Here is a 17,735-nt window from a genome sequence, read left to right as displayed (position 1 = left end):
CAAGCAGCCTTATCGCAGAAATATTTTTCATCTGCAGCATATCCGGATAGCTGTACTCACAAGTACAGTCAATACTATTCACAAAGACGATACTTCCGGAATAACAAAAAAATCAGGCAAAATCATTACCATGAATAATGGCTGCTGGTGGCAGAATATGCCCTTCTGCTTTAGCAGCCGTCGGATTATGGTTCAGCATTAACTCAATCAGGGTGCATATTGAGCAAAAATTTCCTCAATCATATTATTGATTGGAGTCCAGTCAATTGCAGCCATATTTCCATTAGTGGGAATCGCATTAGCCGCAGTTAAATCCTGACCATTCTGGTTGCGCGTATTCACTTCAACATCCATTGATAAACCTACCCGCAGCGGATGCGCAGCCAGCTCTTTTGGATCCAGAGCAATCCGCACCGGCACACGCTGTACCACCTTAATCCAGTTACCGGTTGCATTTTGTGCCGGCAACAGAGAGAACGCAGCTCCCGTACCTGCTGACAGACCGGCTACCTTACCGTGATAAGTCACCTTACTGCCATATACATCGGCACTGATTTCCACCGGCTGACCAATACGGATTTTAGCCAGCTGACTTTCCTTAAAGTTTGCATCCACCCACACATTATTCAATGGTACAACCGCCATCAGTGCAGCACCGGTGGCTACCTTCTGCCCTACCTGTACATTACGCTTGGCAACCTGTCCGTCAACCGGAGCCTTAATCTGAGTACGTTGCAAATCCAGCCATGCACTCTTCAGATGACTGACAGCAGTCATCACTGCCGGCTGCTGACGCAGCGGAACATTGTGACCCAATACTGCTTTGGCCGCGCTTTCCTGTCCCTGCATAGCTTTCAGATTAGCCTGTGCTTCCTGTACTGCATCACGCGCATGACTCAGCTCCTCAGCAGAGATGGCATCCGTACCGGCCAGACTCTGGCGGCGCTGTAAGTCAGCCTGCAAACGTTTTAACTGTGCCTGTTGCGCTGCAACCTGTGCACTAGCCTGACGTGATTGAGCAGTCTGCTGCTGATTCTGGCGAATCGCATTAATCAGCTCATCATGTGCCCGTTCAAACGCCAGCTGCATATCACTATTATCCAGCTCTACCAGCACCTGACCGGCTTTCACAGTTTGCGTATCATCCACATTTACCTTTTGTACCGTACCGGTAATTTGCGGAGTTATCTGTACCAGATGACCATTTACATACGCATCATCGGTAGATTCTTTATGCTGCCAAACCAGCAGATACATCAGCAGACAACCCAGTGCAATCAGCAGAAAAATCACGGTCAGCAACACGAGTTTACGTTTGCGGCCGGCCGGTACACGTTCTGACTGCGGCTGAACCGCCGGTTGTGAGGTGGTTACCGCCTCGTTAGTTTGCTTTTGTTCACTCATACGAAAATAGCTCAATAAAATTTAAAAATAACAGTAAATTAACGAGTAGCCTCAGCATCTGTCATCTGGAAACCGCCGCCCAGAGAAGCATGCAGACTATTCCAGCTTTGCTGCTGCCAGGCAATGGTTTTAACCAAATCAGCCCGTGCACTCAGAGCAGCGTCTTCACGCTGTAGTCTGGTAATAGCATTGTCCAGACCGGCTGCCTGACGCTTGCTGCTGGCAGCTGCATTTTTCTGTGCCACCTGCCATGCCTGCTGCTGTAATGGCAGTGCCACAGTACTGTGCTGATAATCACTAATTGCATCAGCTGCCTGCTGCAAGGCAGTCAATACGGTTTTATCATATTGAGCTACCTGTTCATTATAAGCAGAGCGTTTACCGGATAATGCCGCCTGTAAACTGCCTGAAGTAAATAACGGCAGAGTAATGGCCGGTACAACGCCCAGCATCCGTGAAGAAGAGTGCACCAGATCAAACGCATCGACATGCGCAAGACCTGCCAGACCCTTAATTTCAATATTAGGATAAAAAGCAGCCTCAGCCGCCTTTACACCAAAATAATTTGACTGTAACAACGCCCGCTGTGCAGCAATATCAGGCCGCTGCCCTAAAATATCCGCCCGCAAACCATCAGTCGCAACTGCCGGCACCTTACCCAATGGCTGCGGTACTGCTTCCGGCAACTGGGTCGGTGATAATCCGACCAGTGCCGCAATACCATGACGGGTACGTTCAATATCCGCCTGTGTCTGACGTAGAGCGCTTTGCAAATTCAGTACAGTCTGCGTAACAGCATACTCATCACTTGCCGGCTGCAAACCTGCGCGAATCCGGTTTGCAACCAGCTTCTGCAACTGCTGATTCACTGCAATACGCTGTTTCAGAATATCCGACTGTTCCTGTAACTGCTGCCATTGCGTATATTGCGACACAATACTCTGACTCAGTACCAGCCGGGCCTGTTCCTGCTGATAAGAAGCAGCAAGACGGGAACCCAGCGCAGCCTTAATCAGATTACGCTGTCTGCCCCAGAAATCAAAAGTATAATTAACCGCTACCGCAGCCATTTCATTACTGAAAACATGATTCGGGTTATCACCGTCCCGGTTTGAGTCAGGCTTTGGATTCAGATAGGCAGCCACACCATTAGCCTGTACCCCGACCTGAACACCAGCTTCGCCTCTGGCACCACGCCATTGAGCCTCAGCTTCTGCAATACGCGCAGCCGCAATACGTAAATCCGGCGCATTGGACAAGCCTGTTTCCATTAATCTGTTTAACAATGGCTGATTCAGCCCAAGCCACCAGTTTTGTTTTACTGCTACAGTCTGCCCTGCCGGCAATTGCAGCTGACCGGCATCCTGTGGATTTTCTAACTCAGGCTGTTTGCCAAAATTGGCACAAGCAGATAACAGCAGCAAAGCAACAGGGCTAACAAGAGCCAGCTGACGTAATCGGGGCGCAGATACAGTTAATTTCATGCAAATCTCAGCAAAAAGTTAAGCAGCGGTTAATAACTTAGTTAACAGCTGCTGTAATTGTTCATATTCCGGTTCACTCAGGGCTGACCATACCCTCCGGTGAACCTCATTGGTTTCCGGACTAACCGTTTGAATCAGATCCTCACCGGCTTTAGTTAGCTTCAGCGTAATTTTGCGCCGGTCATAAGGATGAGTAGAGCGCGTAGCCCAGCCATTAAGCACCAGTTCATCCGACAAACGCGTTGCACTGGTACGAGTCAGATTCAGAATACTGCTCAGTTCTGATGGTAAAATCTCATGATTTGGTCGTGAATACACTGCCAGCAATGCATGCCACAGACTTTCTGATAAATGGTGCTTGTGTAAACGCTCATTCAGCTCACCGTGAATCGATGTATGTACCAGACGGATTAACCGGCTGAGCATCACCAACTGAACATTCATGCTTGGCATTTTCACTGCCAGCACCTCTAAAGTAGCTTCCAGTTCGGTAGCAGGAAGAGAAAAACCCATCTTAGAACACCTCAAAATCCAAAAAATAAACCATTTTAATAACCATACCACTTATTATAAATGAAGCTTATTATTTAGCTGAAAATATTCCATCCCTAAAATAGTCACTACCTTAGCAAATTTTTTGAAAAGCCCTCTTATCTATCTGTATATCTGCATATTGCCGGTAACAGTAAATACCCTATACCGTTATCGTTTTTTCCAGCCCTCATCTATCACCTGTCAAATACAATTACCGGAAACAGACTCTACAGACCAGAACAGCAAATTGCTTTAGCGCATCATCCGTCGTTGCAGAAATGAAACAACCCGGACAGCATTCAGCAATACCGGTTAACCAGTTTTCAACTCAGATAAACCATCACTTAAACTTGTTAATAATTGGCTGCAAAGACCATAAACATAATTATTTTTCTATACAAACCATAAAGTAACAACTCAAAACCATACTTATGTGTTAAGAGCATAATTATATTTAATAACAGATTAAATATAGAGACATTTTGAATTTTTTTACGCCTTATTAACCAGATACCTGTTTTACCGGCTTCTCCACAACAACCTTTGACACCAGCCTTAAACAAAATTGCATCTTCCACTCTGTACAAAACTGCAATTTTCTTAGCAAATACATTACCAATAACGACATAAGCAGCATATTCAGCATATTCAGCATATTCCGCAGACAACCTACCGATACAACATCATCACAATATATACATATCCTGACTAACTCCTGCATCAGCAAAAAAACAGGCTGCTTCAAAAGCAGCCTGTTTCCACATAACCAGAACTAAATACCTGCGGCTTCACGCAGCAATTGCGCTTTATCCGTACGTTCCCAGGTAAATTCAGGCTCTTCACGCCCGAAATGACCATACGCCGCTGTTTTCGCATAAATCGGTCGCTGCAAATCCAGCATTTTAATAATACCCTTCGGACGCAAATCAAAATGTTCCTGCACAATTTCAATCAGCTTGTTTTCATCGATCTTGCCGGTACCAAAAGTATCAATCGCAATTGATGTAGGCTGTGCAATACCGATAGCATAGGAAATCTGAATCTGACACTGACTGGCCAGACCGGCAGCAACAATATTCTTCGCCACATAACGGCAGGCATAAGCAGCAGAGCGGTCAACCTTGGTAGGATCTTTACCGGAAAAAGCACCGCCGCCATGAGGAGCCGCCCCGCCATAAGTATCCACAATAATTTTGCGACCAGTAAGACCACAGTCGCCTTGCGGACCACCAATGACAAAACGCCCGGTCGGATTAATCAGATATTGCGTTTCTTCAGTCAGCATATCAGCAGGTAACACCGGCTTAATAATATATTCCTTAACAGCTGCAACCAGCTCATCACGCTCGATATCCGGCTCATGTTGCGTAGACAGCACCACAGTATCAATACGTTTTACCTTTCCGGTTTCACTGTCATACACACAGGTAAGCTGTGCCTTGGCATCAGGACGCAACCACGGCAGTTCACCACTTTTACGCACTTCACTCTGACGCTGCATCAGACGGTGTGCATAATAAATTGCAAACGGCATGAGCGTAGGAGTTTCATCACAGGCATAACCAAACATCAGTCCCTGATCGCCTGCACCCATGTCCAGGTCAAGCCCTTCCCCTTCATTAACCCCCTGAGCAATATCAGGAGACTGCTCGTCATAACACACCATCACCGCACAGCCACTGGCATCAAACCCCAGTTCAGATGAGTTATAACCGATACGTTTAATTGTATCGCGTGCAACTTGTATATAATTAATATGCGCACGTGTAGAAACTTCACCGGCCAGAACACACAAACCGGTATTTACCAGAGTTTCAGCTGCAACACGTGCAGTAGGATCCTGAGTCAGGATAGCGTCTAAAATAGAATCGGAAATCTGGTCGGCAACTTTATCCGGATGACCTTCGGATACCGACTCGGAAGTAAACAGAAATTCACTCATAATTGGCGGATACTTTCTGATGCTAATCAAGCATTATGATGGGCAGTTATAAATGCTTTTGTTACAATGTCGCCCAAATTTTCGAGTTTGAGATACAGAACGGATGCAAAAGCTGGTTTATTTCATATTTTTCCTGTTGGCATTAATCCCCTTACCTGTTTTACAGGGTTTAGGTTCCGTACTGGGGCGCCTTGGCTTTTACTTCGCCACCAGTGAACGTAAACGCACAACTAAAAATCTGCATTTTAGCAAACTTGCCGCCAACGACCAAGAATCAGAAAAACTGGTTAAATCTATTTTTGCAGAAACAGCCAAAAGCGGGCTTGAGTTATCCATAGCCTGGACCCGCTCAAGCAAGCATATCGTCTCATTATTTAAAGAAGTACACGGCTGGGAACACATAGAAGCCGCTATTGAACGCAACGAAGGTTTGCTTTTAATTACACCACATCTGGGCAATTATGATCTTGCCGGCCGTTTTCTGAGCGAAAAACTGCCTTTTCCGCTTACCGCCATGTACCGCCCGCCTAAAATAAGCTGGCTGGAAAGCGTTATGAATAGCGGACGTGTACGAGATAACGGCTATACCGCTCCTGCCAATATGCTGGGGGTAAAACAAATTGTACGGGCATTAAAAAATAAGCAGGCTACCATTGTACTGCCCGATCAGGTACCCGGCGAAGGTGAAGGTGTATGGGCAACTTTTTTTGGTCAGCCTGCCTACACCATGACCCTAGCCTCTCGTTTGGCCATCATGCCTGAAGTAACCCCTCTGTTCTTTTGCGGCGAACGCCTGCCGCACGGTCGCGGCTTTGCTCTTCATATCGCACCACTTGAAGGCACACTCAACGGCAACCGCGATCATGATGCACAGATTATTAATAATAATGTTGAAAAATGGGTAACACGTTTCCCAAGCCAGTACCTGTTTGGCTACAACCGGTATAAATGGCGTAAAAACAGACCTGCTACCTAAAAAACCATCAAAAAATTAGCAAACTATATCTTATATAAACAATATAGAAATCACAGAAGAATTATCCTTAAATTATAATTATTCGGAAATTATTTAATACATTATTTAATTAAAAATCGTCATATCAATTTAATAAATATTTATCAAGTATGATCTGAAATTATATTGAATAAAATTATATAGATTAATTTCTACTAGATATAAATCATTAATTCTTATTAATAAAATAAATATATTAATCTTAAAATTAATACCAAAATTATAAATAATTTATTTAGCAAAAAATATTAAACAATTATCTAATTATGATTTGTTTTATTTTTATTAAATTATATAACTTGTAATTTTTTGCTTTTATATTTGTCTGTAAAACTCGATTTAATCCAGACCGATGAGATGCTTAATCGTAACCGGAATATTAACCGTTTCCTGCATAGCATTAAGCATTGTGCTACCAGTTCAACTTCACACATCAGACAGATACCAAAAGCACCTTGCTGTACCCGCGAGCTGGTGCTGAGGCAGCCGCAGTTCAGATTAATTTCATCATACTCATAACCAGCAGTAATTATAGCAGCCTGTACTAGAACTGCCCGCTTACTGCCGCCCTGCTGCTAAGCAATAGGTTGCTCCTGCGGATAATATGCCAGTAATCTGTTTCAAAATTTACAATATATCTTTATTGACCTATTCACAAAAAAAAGAGCCAATAAAGGCTCTTTTTTGAATATATAAACTGTTTTGGTAGTGGCAATACAGATTAACGTTTTGAGAACTGTTTTGCACGGCGTGCTTTGCGCAGACCGAATTTTTTACGTTCAACTTCACGTGCATCACGAGTAACCAGACCAGCAGCAGACAGAGTTGGTTTCAGAGCTGCATCGTAGTCAATCAGTGCACGGGTAATGCCATGACGAATCGCACCAGACTGACCGGTTTCACCGCCGCCTACAACATTTACTTTAATATCGAAAGCTTCCAGATTTTCAGTCAGTACCAGAGGCTGACGAACAATCATGCGACCGGTTTCACGACCAAAAAATTCATCCAGCGGACGACCATTTACAATAATCTGACCGCTACCCTTTTGCAGGAAAACACGAGCCACTGAACTTTTGCGGCGACCCGTGCCGTAGTAATATTTACCGTTCATTGCGTGTCCTTAGATATCCAAAACTTTAGGTTGTTGAGCAGCATGGCCATGTTCTGCAGTAGCATATACTTTCAGTTTTTTAATCATGGCATAGCCCAACGGGCCTTTAGGTAACATACCTTTAACGGCTTTTTCCAGCGCACGGCCAGGAAACTGGTTTTGCATTTCAGCAAAAGTGCGCTCATAAATACCACCAGGAAAACCTGAGTGGCGATAGTATTTTTTGTCAGTCTGTTTCTGACCAGTCACACGCAGTTTGTCAGCGTTAATTACAATAATGTAATCACCAGTATCAACATGTGGCGTGTATTCTGGCTTATGTTTGCCACGCAGACGGCGGGCGATTTCAGCAGCCAGACGACCCAGAACTTTGTCTTGAGCATCAACCACATACCAATCGCGCTTCACCTCATGGGGCTTAGCTGAAAAGGTTTTCATAAAAGCTAATCCAGATAAATATACGAAAGCTTCTAATATTAAAGATTAATCAATTGATTGTCAATTGCTGTACAGAGTTTGTATGACAATTTCCCTGTACTGAGCAGGATACAGTTGCATTGATGATTACATCTGTAGTCATAATCAGCCGATACGTTTGAAAGGCGGTAAACACGCCAGTAACTGTTTACCATATCGCGCAGTCAGAATACGATTATCCAGAATAGTAACCCGGCCGTAATCTGTTTCAGTCCGAATCAGCCGCCCTACAGCCTGAATCAGCTTGATACTGGCTTCCGGCACAGTAATTTCCATAAACGGGTTACCGCCGCGTGCCTCTATCCACTGATTGCGGGTTTTCTCAATCGGATTATCCGGCATAGCAAACGGCAACTTGGCAATAATGACCTGCACACACATCTCACCGGGTAAATCCAGACCTTCAGCGAAACTGTCCAGACCGAAAATAATACTCGGACGACCAGCAGCAATTGCCTCATGATGGCGCTCTAATAATATCTGTTTAGGTATTTCTCCCTGCACCAGCAATAAGGGCAAATGACTGTCCGGCAATTTCAGCGCGACCTCCTGCATTTGCCGCCGTGAAGAAAATAATACCAGCGTCCCAATAGGTTCGCTTTCATTAATCAGCTTCGGCAGCCAATTAACAATTTCACTGGTATGCGCTGCCGCATCTTTCGGGCTGGCTGCCAGTGGCGGTATATACAGCTCACCCTGTTCTGCAAAATGAAACGGACTGTCCAGTGCCAGCATAGTAGTATCAGGCAGCCAGCTCAGGCCTGTTTGCTTTAACAGTAAATCAAATGTACCCAGTGAGCGCAACGTAGCCGAAGTCAGCAATGCTCCTGCTGCCCGCCGCCACAAACCACTGGCCAGCTTACTGGCACTGGTAATGGGAGAGGCATGAAAGTTGTAGTCAACCTTATCTTTAGCTATCCGAGTAATCCATTTAGCCAGTGGTGCTTCGCCTTCAACTTTTTCCGTGGACATTAAATCCCATACATCCACGACCTGTTCAGTTCGCGCCAGCAGCATGCCCAAATCAGTACTGAGCTGATCAAGCAGGCTGCTATCCTTATTCTTATCCCGTCTGGAGGCAGATAATGCCTCATTCATACCATTTAAATGTTTCAGCAGCATTCGTGCGGCGATAGCGGTATTATTTACCAGCATATTCAAACTCGATGGTATTTCACCATCCGGCCATAGCCAGCTGCTTTCTTCGATACCGTCCTGTACTGCCAGACTGGGTTCATCAGCCAGACAAATCAGCCATTCCTGCAAACTTTCCTGCAAACCCGATGCAGCTTCAACAGCCAGCACTGCAAGTTCACTTTTATCCAGCACACCAGCTACTTTATCTACAATATTACCAATCCGGTCTAAAAACCATAATGTCTGATTCAAACTATGTTCAGCCGCAAATTGCTGTAAAGCTTTATGCGGTAAATGGTGCGCTTCATCGATACAATAAAAACTGTTGGCCGGTGCCGGCAAAATTACACCACCGCCCATGCCGATATCAGCCAGCAGTAAATCATGATTGGCTACCACAACATTCACCGTTTCCAGCGTCTCCCGCGCCAGAAAAAAAGGACACTCGGCGCGGTTCGGGCACCCGGATTTCAAACAACCATGGCGATCATTAGTTACTTTCTGCCATAAACCATCGTCAATTTGTTCCGGCCATGTATCCCGGTCTCCATTAAAAGTACGGGCAGCAAACTGATCTGCCATATTACGCAATACTGCCAATTCTTCTTTTTTAGGCTTCCGCTCCCAGAGTACCATTTGTGGTTCAAAACCCTGCAAACTGTCCTGTGCGTTTAATTGGGTTAATTGATACAGTTTATAGGGACATAAATAACGTCCGCGTCCTTTAGCCAGAGCAAAACTAAGACTCAGTCCGCTGTGTCTGACTACAAACGGTAAATCACGCCCGACCAGTTGTTCCTGCAAGGCGACAGTCGCACTGCTTACTACCAGTATTTTGCCGCGCGTCTGCGCCATAATACCGCCGGCAAGTAAATATGCCAGACTTTTACCCACTCCTGTCGGCCCCTCTACTACAACGATAGACTCACCATTGCGCTCCGGTGCATCCTCACCATCCTGCTGTTGCTGAGTGCGTGAAAATGCATTAGCAACAGCTGCAATCATTTCCCGCTGTGCCTGCCGGGGCCGGAAATTAGGCAAACTTCTGGCAATACTTTGGTAATGATCACGTATGGCGTTTTTTTCTAAATCAGTAAGCATAACAATTCAAACAATAGGCAAATAGCATAAACCCATATTCTTTTTAGTAGTAAAGTTATTTAAAATCAGTATATTTACAAACTAATTCCAATTATATACTTAAATTCCGTATTAAATTTTTAGCAGGCACATTATGAACAAAATTATCTATTTCGTTTTATTCTGTCTCGTGACAACAGGTCTTATTGCCTGCTCTAAAACTCAGCAAGATTCCACAGCAGCCAGTACGACCAAAAAAGAGCTGGTTTTTGGTGCCTCTGCTATGCCTTACAGCACAGTATTTGAACAAGGCATTAAACCTATTCTGGAAAAACAGGGCTACACCATTAAAACCATGAATTTTTCCACGCTGGAAGTGAATAATCAATCTGTTAATAATGGTCAGGTTGATTTTAATCTGGATCAGCATACTGCCTATCTTAATGTCTTTAACCGTGAAAAAGGTACACATCTGTATCCTCTGGTGCATATCCCTACCATACCGGCTGCCATTTACTCAGACAAATACACATCCTTTCAGCAGGCGCCCAATGGTGCTACTGTGCTGATTCCCAGTGATCCGGCCAATACGTCACGTGCATTGCGCATTCTGACCGATAATCATTTCATTCAGCTCAAATCCGGTACTAACCCGATACTGGCAACATCCAGAGACATTGTCAGCAATCCAAAACAATTGAAAATTAAAGAAATGGATTCAGTCATGATTCCGCGCACACTGGGTGAAGTAGATTTCGGTTTCGCCTCCGGTGGAATTGCTTACCAGTCTAAACTTGATCCGAAAAAAGCCGTACTTCGTGAAAAAGTAATTCCGGAAATGGAAATGGTGGTTACCATTAATGAAAAAAATAAAGATACCCAGTGGGCAAAAGACTTAAAAGCAGCCTATCAATCACCAGAATTTAAACAATTTATGCAGAAATACAATCAAAATCAGATGTGGGCATTGCCACAAGGTGAATAAACCTATCTCATCCTGAAAATTGCCGGTAATACTATCACGCATTACCGGCAATTCATCTATAAATTCATCACGTAACAGTAAAAATTTAAAAACGTATAAGCAGATCACTAATTATTAATCAAAACATTGAAAATAAATCCCGCACTGTAATATTTATTAACGTGAGTTTTGCAGTATGGCTCAATAAAGCGGTACAGCAGCCTAACATGTTTAATAAAAATAACAAAACAAAATTTTTAAATACATTTTATAATATAGAAATTACATAACTTAATTTATAAAAGCATGACTCTTTACAGTATCAAACCTGCTTTTCAAAAATTATTACGCCCGCTCATGTTCTGGCTGTATCGAAAAGGCGTTACAGCAAACCACATTACCCTTTCTGCAATTGGTCTTTCTGTATTAATCGGTGTCATACTGGCTATTTTTCCGCATCCGGGATTATTCTGGCTGCTACCTATTACATTATTTATCAGAATGGCGCTCAATGCACTGGATGGCATGCTCGCTCGTGAATGTAACCAGCAAAGCCGGCTTGGTGCTGTCTTAAATGAATTGGGTGATGTCTTATCTGATATTGCCTTATATGTACCGTTCATTCTGTTACCGTGCAGTAATACAACTGTGGTACTGGTAATGCTCTTTTGTGCAGTACTTACGGAATTCTGCGGCATTCTTGCTCAAACAATTAATGGCATCCGCAGCTATGCGGGTCCCATGGGTAAAAGTGATCGTGCCCTGATTTTCGGTACATGGTCTTTATTACTGGCTATCTGGCCAGAATTAACATCATGGAACAATCTGCTGTGGTGTATATCAATTGTCTTACTGGTCTGGACTTGTGTTAACCGTTGTCGCAGTGCACTGACCGGAGAACACTGATATGCTGTTGCAAAAATCCTTACTGGTCATTTTCAGCCTTTTATTACTGGCTACAGTTATCAATGGCTTATTAGTGTACCTGAAACCGGATAAAGACTGGCATGAACTTACACTGCGTATTCGAACGTGGTGGATTATTATTATACTGTTTTCTCTGGCATTAATCAGTCCATCCTGGTTAGGGATATGTTTTTTTGCTCTGGTCAGCTTCATGGCGTTAAAAGAATATTTAACGCTGGTACCGGCACGCCATGCAGACCGTATGCCTATCCTGTGGATGTTTATCACTATCCCGATTAATTACTGGTTTATCGGCAGTAACTGGTACGGTTTTTTTATTATATTTATTCCGGTATATATGTTCCTGTTTTTACCGGTACGAATGGTTCTTGCTGGTGATACCAAACATTTTCTGCGTACAGTGTCTCAATTGCAGTGGGGTTTGATGACAACTGTATTTGCTTTCAGCCATGTTGCCAGTTTGCTGGTACTGCCGAATGATCATCAGCAAACTGGTGCACTATTGGTACTGTTCCTTGTGGGTTTAACAGAATTCAATGATATTACTCAATACTTATGGGGTAAATCTCTGGGTAAAATCAAAATAACACCTAAAGTCAGCCCGAACAAAACTCTGGCCGGACTACTTGGCGGCATAGCCAGCACGACAATTGCTGCCATGCTGCTGGGGCCTATACTGACACCACTGAGCTGGGAAATGTCTTTAATTGCAGGTCTGATCATCAGTATAAGCGGATTCTGTGGTGATATTGTCATGTCTGCAATCAAGCGGGATATTGGTATTAAAGACAGCGGCACGATATTACCCGGCCACGGAGGTATTCTTGATCGTCTGGACTCATTGATTTTTACTGCACCGGTATTTTTTCATTTCGTTCGCTATTTTTACTACTAAATCATGCTTAAATCATTACTCAAACCCATATTTGCATTATGTATAGAATGGCCGTTTATGCGTTTCTGGCTGGGTTTGCGTATTCATCAGCATCACAATCTGCCTAAACAGGGTCCGGCAATCATTGTTGCTAATCATAATAGCCACATGGATGTATTTGCACTGATGGGTCTATACTCACCTTTACAGCAAAATCAGATTCATCCGGTAGCTGCAGCAGATTACTTTCTGAGTAATAAATGGCTGGCCTGGTTTGCAATTAATATTCTCAACATTATTCCGGTTACCCGTCAGAATGGCGGTCAGAACAATCCGCTTCAGGGCTGTGAAGAAGCCTTACGTCAAAACAAAATCCTTATCCTATTTCCAGAAGGCTCTCGTGGCGAACCCGGAAAAATGCAACCGCTCAAATCAGGTATCTGGTATTTAAGCGCTGCTATGCCAACTGTACCCATCATTCCGGTATGGCTGCAGGGAACTGAACAGATTATGGCTAAAGGTAATCGTATTCCGCTGCCCCTATTCATAGACATTAATATTGGCAGTGCCATGTATTACCAGCCGGATAAGGACCAGTTTAAAGCAGATTTGTTAAATAATTTACTCGCATTGCGTCCGCAATATACGAAAAGAGATTCTGATGACTGAACAACGCCAAGCAAAAGAAAGTACATTTTATACCAGCGATAAACAAGAATTATTTTATCGACACTGGCCTGCAATTACCTCCGGCACGATACGTAAAGTTATTGTATTGTTTCACCGCGGACATGAACATTCTGGTCGTTTGCAGCACATTGTGGATGAGCTGCACATGCCGGATACGGATTTTTATGCATGGGATGCCCGCGGGCATGGCCACTCTCCCGGCCCTCGCGGTTACAGCCCGTCTCTGGCTCGTTCTGTACAGGATGTGGATGAATTTATGCATTTTGTTGCCGCAGACAGCCAAACTCCCCTTTCGAATATCATAGTGATTGCCCAGAGTGTGGGAGCGGTACTGGCAGCAACATGGGCACATGATTATGCCCCGAAAATTCGCGGACTTGTATTAGCCTCTCCTGCATTTAAAGTAAAACTGTACGTACCGTTTGCCCGGCCATTGCTTAGTTTCGGACAATATGTGAAAGGTCTTTTCTTTGTTAATTCCTATGTCAAAGGCAAGTATCTGACTCATGATCCCGAACGTGTTAACAGTTTTAATAACGATCCACTGATTACTCGTGCAATTGCAGTAAATATTTTACTGGATTTATACCGTACAGCCGACCGCGTCATTGAAGATGCTGCTGCTATTACTTTACCTACGCAACTGCTGATATCCGGTCAGGATTATGTAGTGCACAGGCAACCACAACTGGATTTCTATCAGCGTATTCGCAATCCGCTCAAAGAAATGCACATTCTGCCCGGTTTTTATCACGACACATTGGGCGAACTTAACCGAGAAGAAGCTTTTACAAAAATTCGCAGCTTTATCGATACCTTATATCAGCAGCCAGTAGCCGCTTTTAATTATCAGCATGAAGATCGCTGGAGCCCGAGTGCAGATAACTGGCGTGAATTAAGCGGCGGACCGGTTCCGCTTTCTTTCAGTGCCTTTAGTTATCGTGCCTTACATAAAGGTATGACAACCCTTGGTAAACTTTCTAATGGTATTAAACTGGGTTGTGAAACTGGCTTTGATTCCGGCAGTACACTGGATTATGTTTATCAGAATCAGCCTCAGGGTCAAAACTGGCTGGGAAAACAATTTGACAAAGCCTATCTCAATAGCATTGGCTGGCGAGGTATCCGGCAACGCAAAATTAATCTGGAATATATGATTAAACAAGCTGTATCAAAACTACAGGAAAAAAATCTTCCGGTTCGGGTTGTTGATATTGCTGCCGGTCATGGCAGGTATGTCATTGAAGCATTATCCAATATCAATGCAGTTGAAGAAATTTTATTACGCGACTACAGTGAACTTAATGTCAGCAAAGGTCAGCAGATGATTGCTGATTATGGTTTAAGCAATAAAGCGCGATTTGAAATTGGTGATGCTTTCAATCAGGAGCAACTCGCAGCACTTACACCTCAACCAACCTTGGGTATTGTTTCCGGACTGTATGAACTTTTTCCGGATAACTCTCTGTTACGCAATTCACTAAATGGTTTAGCAGCAGCTATCCCTGCCGGTGGTATCCTGATTTACACAAATCAACCTTGGCACCCGCAATTGAAAACCATTGCATGGTCTTTAACCAGCCATCGTCAGGGTCAGCCGTGGATTATGCGTAATCGTTCTCAAGGTGAAATGGATGCTCTGGTAAGTGCAGCCGGTTTTGATAAATGTGCACAAATTATTGATGAATGGGGGATTTTCAGCGTATCCATGGCAATTCGCCGTACATCATGAAGTTGCGTAGTCAATTAAACTGTTTGGCAGTAGGCTGGTTAATCATTCTGGCGCCGTTTTTCTTGGTAACGTATGAACTGGTTAATCAGTTTACTGCCACGCGAGCTGATATTAATAGTGTGGTATATAGCTGGGAACAATACATCCCGTTTATTCCGCTCACCATTATTCCTTACTGTAGTCTGGCTTTGCTCTATAGCATATCTTTATTTTTGTGTCGCTCTATATCTGAACAGACTCGTCAGGCCTGCCGGTTAGTATTAGCTTCTACAATAGCCTGTATCAGTTTTTTACTATTTCCTTTTCGTTTTAGCTTTATCCGTCCCAAAGTTGAAGGTTTTACCGGCTGGTGGTTTAATCAGCTGGAGCAGTTTAATTTATCTTATAATCAGTCTTCAATACTCTATATCATCCTAAGCTGGCTGCTGTGGCAACACTTTTTACAACATACTCCTAAACGTCTGCGCTGGCTGATTCATTGCTGGTTTCTGTTAATTGGTATTTCTGTACTGACGACATGGCAACATCATTTTATTGATGTAATCATCGGCGTAGCTATTGGTATGTTTATTGACTGGCTAATACCGGCTAAAAAAATACCAAAAACCCATATTCATATACCGTGTACACAGTCAAAAAAGCTGGCTAAGTATTATGCAATAGCAGCGTTTGTGTGCTTATGTTTTGGAATTTGTTCTACTCCATGGTTATTATGGCTGGCATTATCTTTATTTATTGTCAGTTGTTCATATCATTTTGGTGTTAATACAATATATAAATCACAGCATGGCAAATATTCAGCGGCTACTTATATTCTGTTATTTCCCTGGCGATGTCTGATGACTATTTCCAGATGGCTGTATACCCGTAAAATTCCTGCTATCAGCCCAATCAATAAGCACATTTTTATGGGTAGTTATCCTTGCAGCAGTGTTAAACAAAAAGCCATTCTGGATTTAACATTCGAATTTCCACGCGCCCAATCTACATATAATCGCGTGTATACATGTATACCTATGCTGGATCTTGTTTGTCCCAGTATGATGCAATTGCAACAAGCTGTCAGTGAATTAGAAAAATTACGTACACAGCACAATAGTGTTTTAATCCATTGCTCATTGGGACTATCACGTAGTGCCATTGTAGTAGTAGCATGGCTGCTGGCTTTTGATGATTTTAAAACTGTAGAACAGGCCTGTACATTTGTGCAGCAACAACGCCCGCAAATTGTACTAGGCTCCAAACATATGGAACTTCTTGAGCAATGGCATATCAGCATAACCCAGAATCCAATGAACATGAACTTAGTAAAGTGTTAGTCAGCCACACATTAGCAAGCTGGCGCTTTTTGTTATTGATGGCATTAATACCTTTATTATGGGCAATATTTTGCGCTTCTGGCGGCTTAATACGTTCACTGATCACAGCTGGTGCCGGTATAGTTATTTATCAATGCTGGCGGCTATGGCTGGATAATCATTATTTCTCTGAACTCACTCAGGAAAATAACCGGCAGGCTGGTATTATTCTTACTTCTATTTGGCAAAAACAAAAACTGCAAGATTTTACTTTGGAACAAAGATATCAGGGAGCACTGAAGCAACTCAAATATTCCTTAATAAGCTGTGCTCTGCTCTGGCTAATCTGGATTATTACTTTAGTGTTTAAATGAAATATCTATAGATTTAATGATAAAAATAAGATTAATTTATGTTAAATTAAAATGGTATAGAAATTTTTTATACATAAACAGTTAAGCGAATAAGCGATACATCTGTCACATTCTTCATTCAAAGCAGTAGTCACTTAAATTTTCAATATAGATTATACTAATCGTCTTTTTTGTATCAATAAAAAACTAATCAGATGAGTCTGCACATAGCTCTGTATCAACCCCAAATTCCTGCTAATACCGGCAATATCGCCCGCACTTGTGCCGGCACACATACCAGCCTGCATTTAATCCATCCATTAGGTTTTTCTACAGATGACAAGATGCTTAAGCGTGCTGGTCTGGATTACTGGCCTCATGTAGATATTCATTATCATGATAGTCTGGAAGCATTCATCAGCATGACTGAAACCCAGACTAATGCACAAGTCTACCTGATAGAAACCTACGGCACTCGCAACTACACTCAGTTCGACTACAGCGACCCCAATCAGCAAATCTACTTCCTCTTCGGTCGCGAAACCACCGGACTGCCCCAGGCATTCGCACAGGCACGCGCCGGGCAATGTCTGCGAATTCCGCAGTCAGAGCACATCCGCTCACTGAACCTGTCCAACGCCGCCGCCATCGTCCTCTACGAAGCGCTGCGTCAGCAGTCCTTCCCCTCTCTGGCCTAGATACAGTAACAG

The 17,735-nt window shown here is 43.4% G+C and carries 17 protein-coding genes and 1 pseudogene; 9 read left to right on the top strand and 9 right to left on the bottom strand.

Going from position 1 to position 17,735, the window contains the following annotated elements:
• Positions 1-207: 207 nt before the first annotated feature.
• From GYY70_RS02030 to metK, 5 genes are all read right to left on the bottom strand, one after another.
• The gene (locus tag GYY70_RS02030) at positions 208-1,404 is read right to left on the bottom strand and encodes an efflux RND transporter periplasmic adaptor subunit (RefSeq protein WP_025329939.1); all 1,197 of its coding nucleotides are present in this window, start codon (positions 1,402-1,404) and stop codon (positions 208-210) included.
• A 38-nt stretch (positions 1,405-1,442) separates the two neighbouring features.
• Complete coding sequence (locus GYY70_RS02025; protein WP_174831110.1) at positions 1,443-2,888, bottom strand: efflux transporter outer membrane subunit; 1,446 nt, start codon at positions 2,886-2,888, stop codon at positions 1,443-1,445.
• Between the two features lie 18 nt (positions 2,889-2,906).
• Complete coding sequence (locus tag GYY70_RS02020) at positions 2,907-3,401, bottom strand: MarR family transcriptional regulator (protein ID WP_037393212.1); 495 nt, start codon at positions 3,399-3,401, stop codon at positions 2,907-2,909.
• Positions 3,402-3,775: 374 nt separating this feature from the next.
• Positions 3,776-4,090: a hypothetical protein gene (locus tag GYY70_RS02015; RefSeq protein WP_174831108.1), complete on the bottom strand. Its 315-nt coding sequence runs from the start codon at positions 4,088-4,090 to the stop codon at positions 3,776-3,778.
• A gap of 104 nt (positions 4,091-4,194) precedes the next feature.
• The gene (gene metK / locus GYY70_RS02010; RefSeq protein WP_084547456.1) at positions 4,195-5,364 is read right to left on the bottom strand and encodes a methionine adenosyltransferase; all 1,170 of its coding nucleotides are present in this window, start codon (positions 5,362-5,364) and stop codon (positions 4,195-4,197) included.
• Between the two features lie 103 nt (positions 5,365-5,467).
• Between metK and GYY70_RS02005 the strand changes: the two genes are divergently transcribed.
• Positions 5,468-6,340, top strand: coding sequence for a lysophospholipid acyltransferase family protein (locus GYY70_RS02005; protein ID WP_174831106.1), 873 nt, complete (start codon positions 5,468-5,470; stop codon positions 6,338-6,340).
• Positions 6,341-6,721: 381 nt separating this feature from the next.
• Here GYY70_RS02005 and GYY70_RS02000 read toward each other — a convergent pair.
• From GYY70_RS02000 to dinG, 4 genes and pseudogenes are all read right to left on the bottom strand, one after another.
• Positions 6,722-6,954 (bottom strand): annotated as a pseudogene (locus tag GYY70_RS02000) (tRNA-dihydrouridine synthase); the annotation flags it as partial.
• A gap of 146 nt (positions 6,955-7,100) precedes the next feature.
• Positions 7,101-7,493: a 30S ribosomal protein S9 gene (gene rpsI / locus GYY70_RS01995; RefSeq protein WP_025329932.1), complete on the bottom strand. Its 393-nt coding sequence runs from the start codon at positions 7,491-7,493 to the stop codon at positions 7,101-7,103.
• A gap of 9 nt (positions 7,494-7,502) precedes the next feature.
• Positions 7,503-7,931 carry a 50S ribosomal protein L13 gene (rplM, locus tag GYY70_RS01990; protein ID WP_025329931.1) on the bottom strand — a complete coding sequence of 143 codons (429 nt, stop codon included), beginning with the start codon at positions 7,929-7,931 and terminating at the stop codon, positions 7,503-7,505.
• Positions 7,932-8,075: 144 nt separating this feature from the next.
• The gene (gene dinG / locus GYY70_RS01985; protein ID WP_174831104.1) at positions 8,076-10,208 is read right to left on the bottom strand and encodes an ATP-dependent DNA helicase DinG; all 2,133 of its coding nucleotides are present in this window, start codon (positions 10,206-10,208) and stop codon (positions 8,076-8,078) included.
• 133 nt (positions 10,209-10,341) lie between these two features.
• On the opposite strand from dinG, the gene GYY70_RS01980 reads away from it, so the two are divergent.
• The 8 genes from GYY70_RS01980 (at position 10,342) to trmL (ending at position 17,723) form a co-directional block, all read left to right on the top strand.
• A complete protein-coding gene (locus GYY70_RS01980) occupies positions 10,342-11,172 on the top strand; it encodes a MetQ/NlpA family ABC transporter substrate-binding protein (RefSeq protein ID WP_084547198.1) in 831 nt (276 codons plus the stop codon).
• A 285-nt stretch (positions 11,173-11,457) separates the two neighbouring features.
• Complete coding sequence (locus GYY70_RS01975; protein ID WP_174831102.1) at positions 11,458-12,057, top strand: CDP-alcohol phosphatidyltransferase family protein; 600 nt, start codon at positions 11,458-11,460, stop codon at positions 12,055-12,057.
• 1 nt (position 12,058) lies between these two features.
• Positions 12,059-12,973, top strand: a complete 915-nt coding sequence (locus tag GYY70_RS01970; protein WP_174831100.1) for a phosphatidate cytidylyltransferase — start codon at positions 12,059-12,061, stop codon at positions 12,971-12,973.
• Positions 12,974-12,976: 3 nt separating this feature from the next.
• Positions 12,977-13,621 (top strand): 1-acyl-sn-glycerol-3-phosphate acyltransferase, encoded by a 645-nt coding sequence (locus GYY70_RS01965; RefSeq protein WP_037393225.1) that lies wholly within the window; start codon positions 12,977-12,979, stop codon positions 13,619-13,621.
• On the top strand, positions 13,614-15,374 hold the full coding sequence (locus tag GYY70_RS01960) for a bifunctional alpha/beta hydrolase/class I SAM-dependent methyltransferase (RefSeq protein ID WP_174831098.1): 1,761 nt from the start codon (positions 13,614-13,616) through the stop codon (positions 15,372-15,374). Before GYY70_RS01965 ends, GYY70_RS01960 begins: the two co-directional genes overlap by 8 nt.
• Positions 15,371-16,693, top strand: a complete 1,323-nt coding sequence (locus tag GYY70_RS01955) for a phosphatase PAP2/dual specificity phosphatase family protein (protein WP_174831096.1) — start codon at positions 15,371-15,373, stop codon at positions 16,691-16,693. Before GYY70_RS01960 ends, GYY70_RS01955 begins: the two co-directional genes overlap by 4 nt.
• Positions 16,639-17,046 carry a hypothetical protein gene (locus tag GYY70_RS01950; RefSeq protein WP_084561957.1) on the top strand — a complete coding sequence of 136 codons (408 nt, stop codon included), beginning with the start codon at positions 16,639-16,641 and terminating at the stop codon, positions 17,044-17,046. Before GYY70_RS01955 ends, GYY70_RS01950 begins: the two co-directional genes overlap by 55 nt.
• A gap of 194 nt (positions 17,047-17,240) precedes the next feature.
• On the top strand, positions 17,241-17,723 hold the full coding sequence (gene trmL / locus GYY70_RS01945; protein ID WP_174831094.1) for a tRNA (uridine(34)/cytosine(34)/5-carboxymethylaminomethyluridine(34)-2'-O)-methyltransferase TrmL: 483 nt from the start codon (positions 17,241-17,243) through the stop codon (positions 17,721-17,723).
• Positions 17,724-17,735 lie beyond the last annotated feature (12 nt).

The sequence above is a fragment of the Snodgrassella sp. ESL0324 genome (assembly GCF_013344955.1).
GTDB lineage: Bacteria > Pseudomonadota > Gammaproteobacteria > Burkholderiales > Neisseriaceae > Snodgrassella > Snodgrassella alvi.
This window is presented reverse-complemented; position numbering and strand designations above follow the sequence as displayed.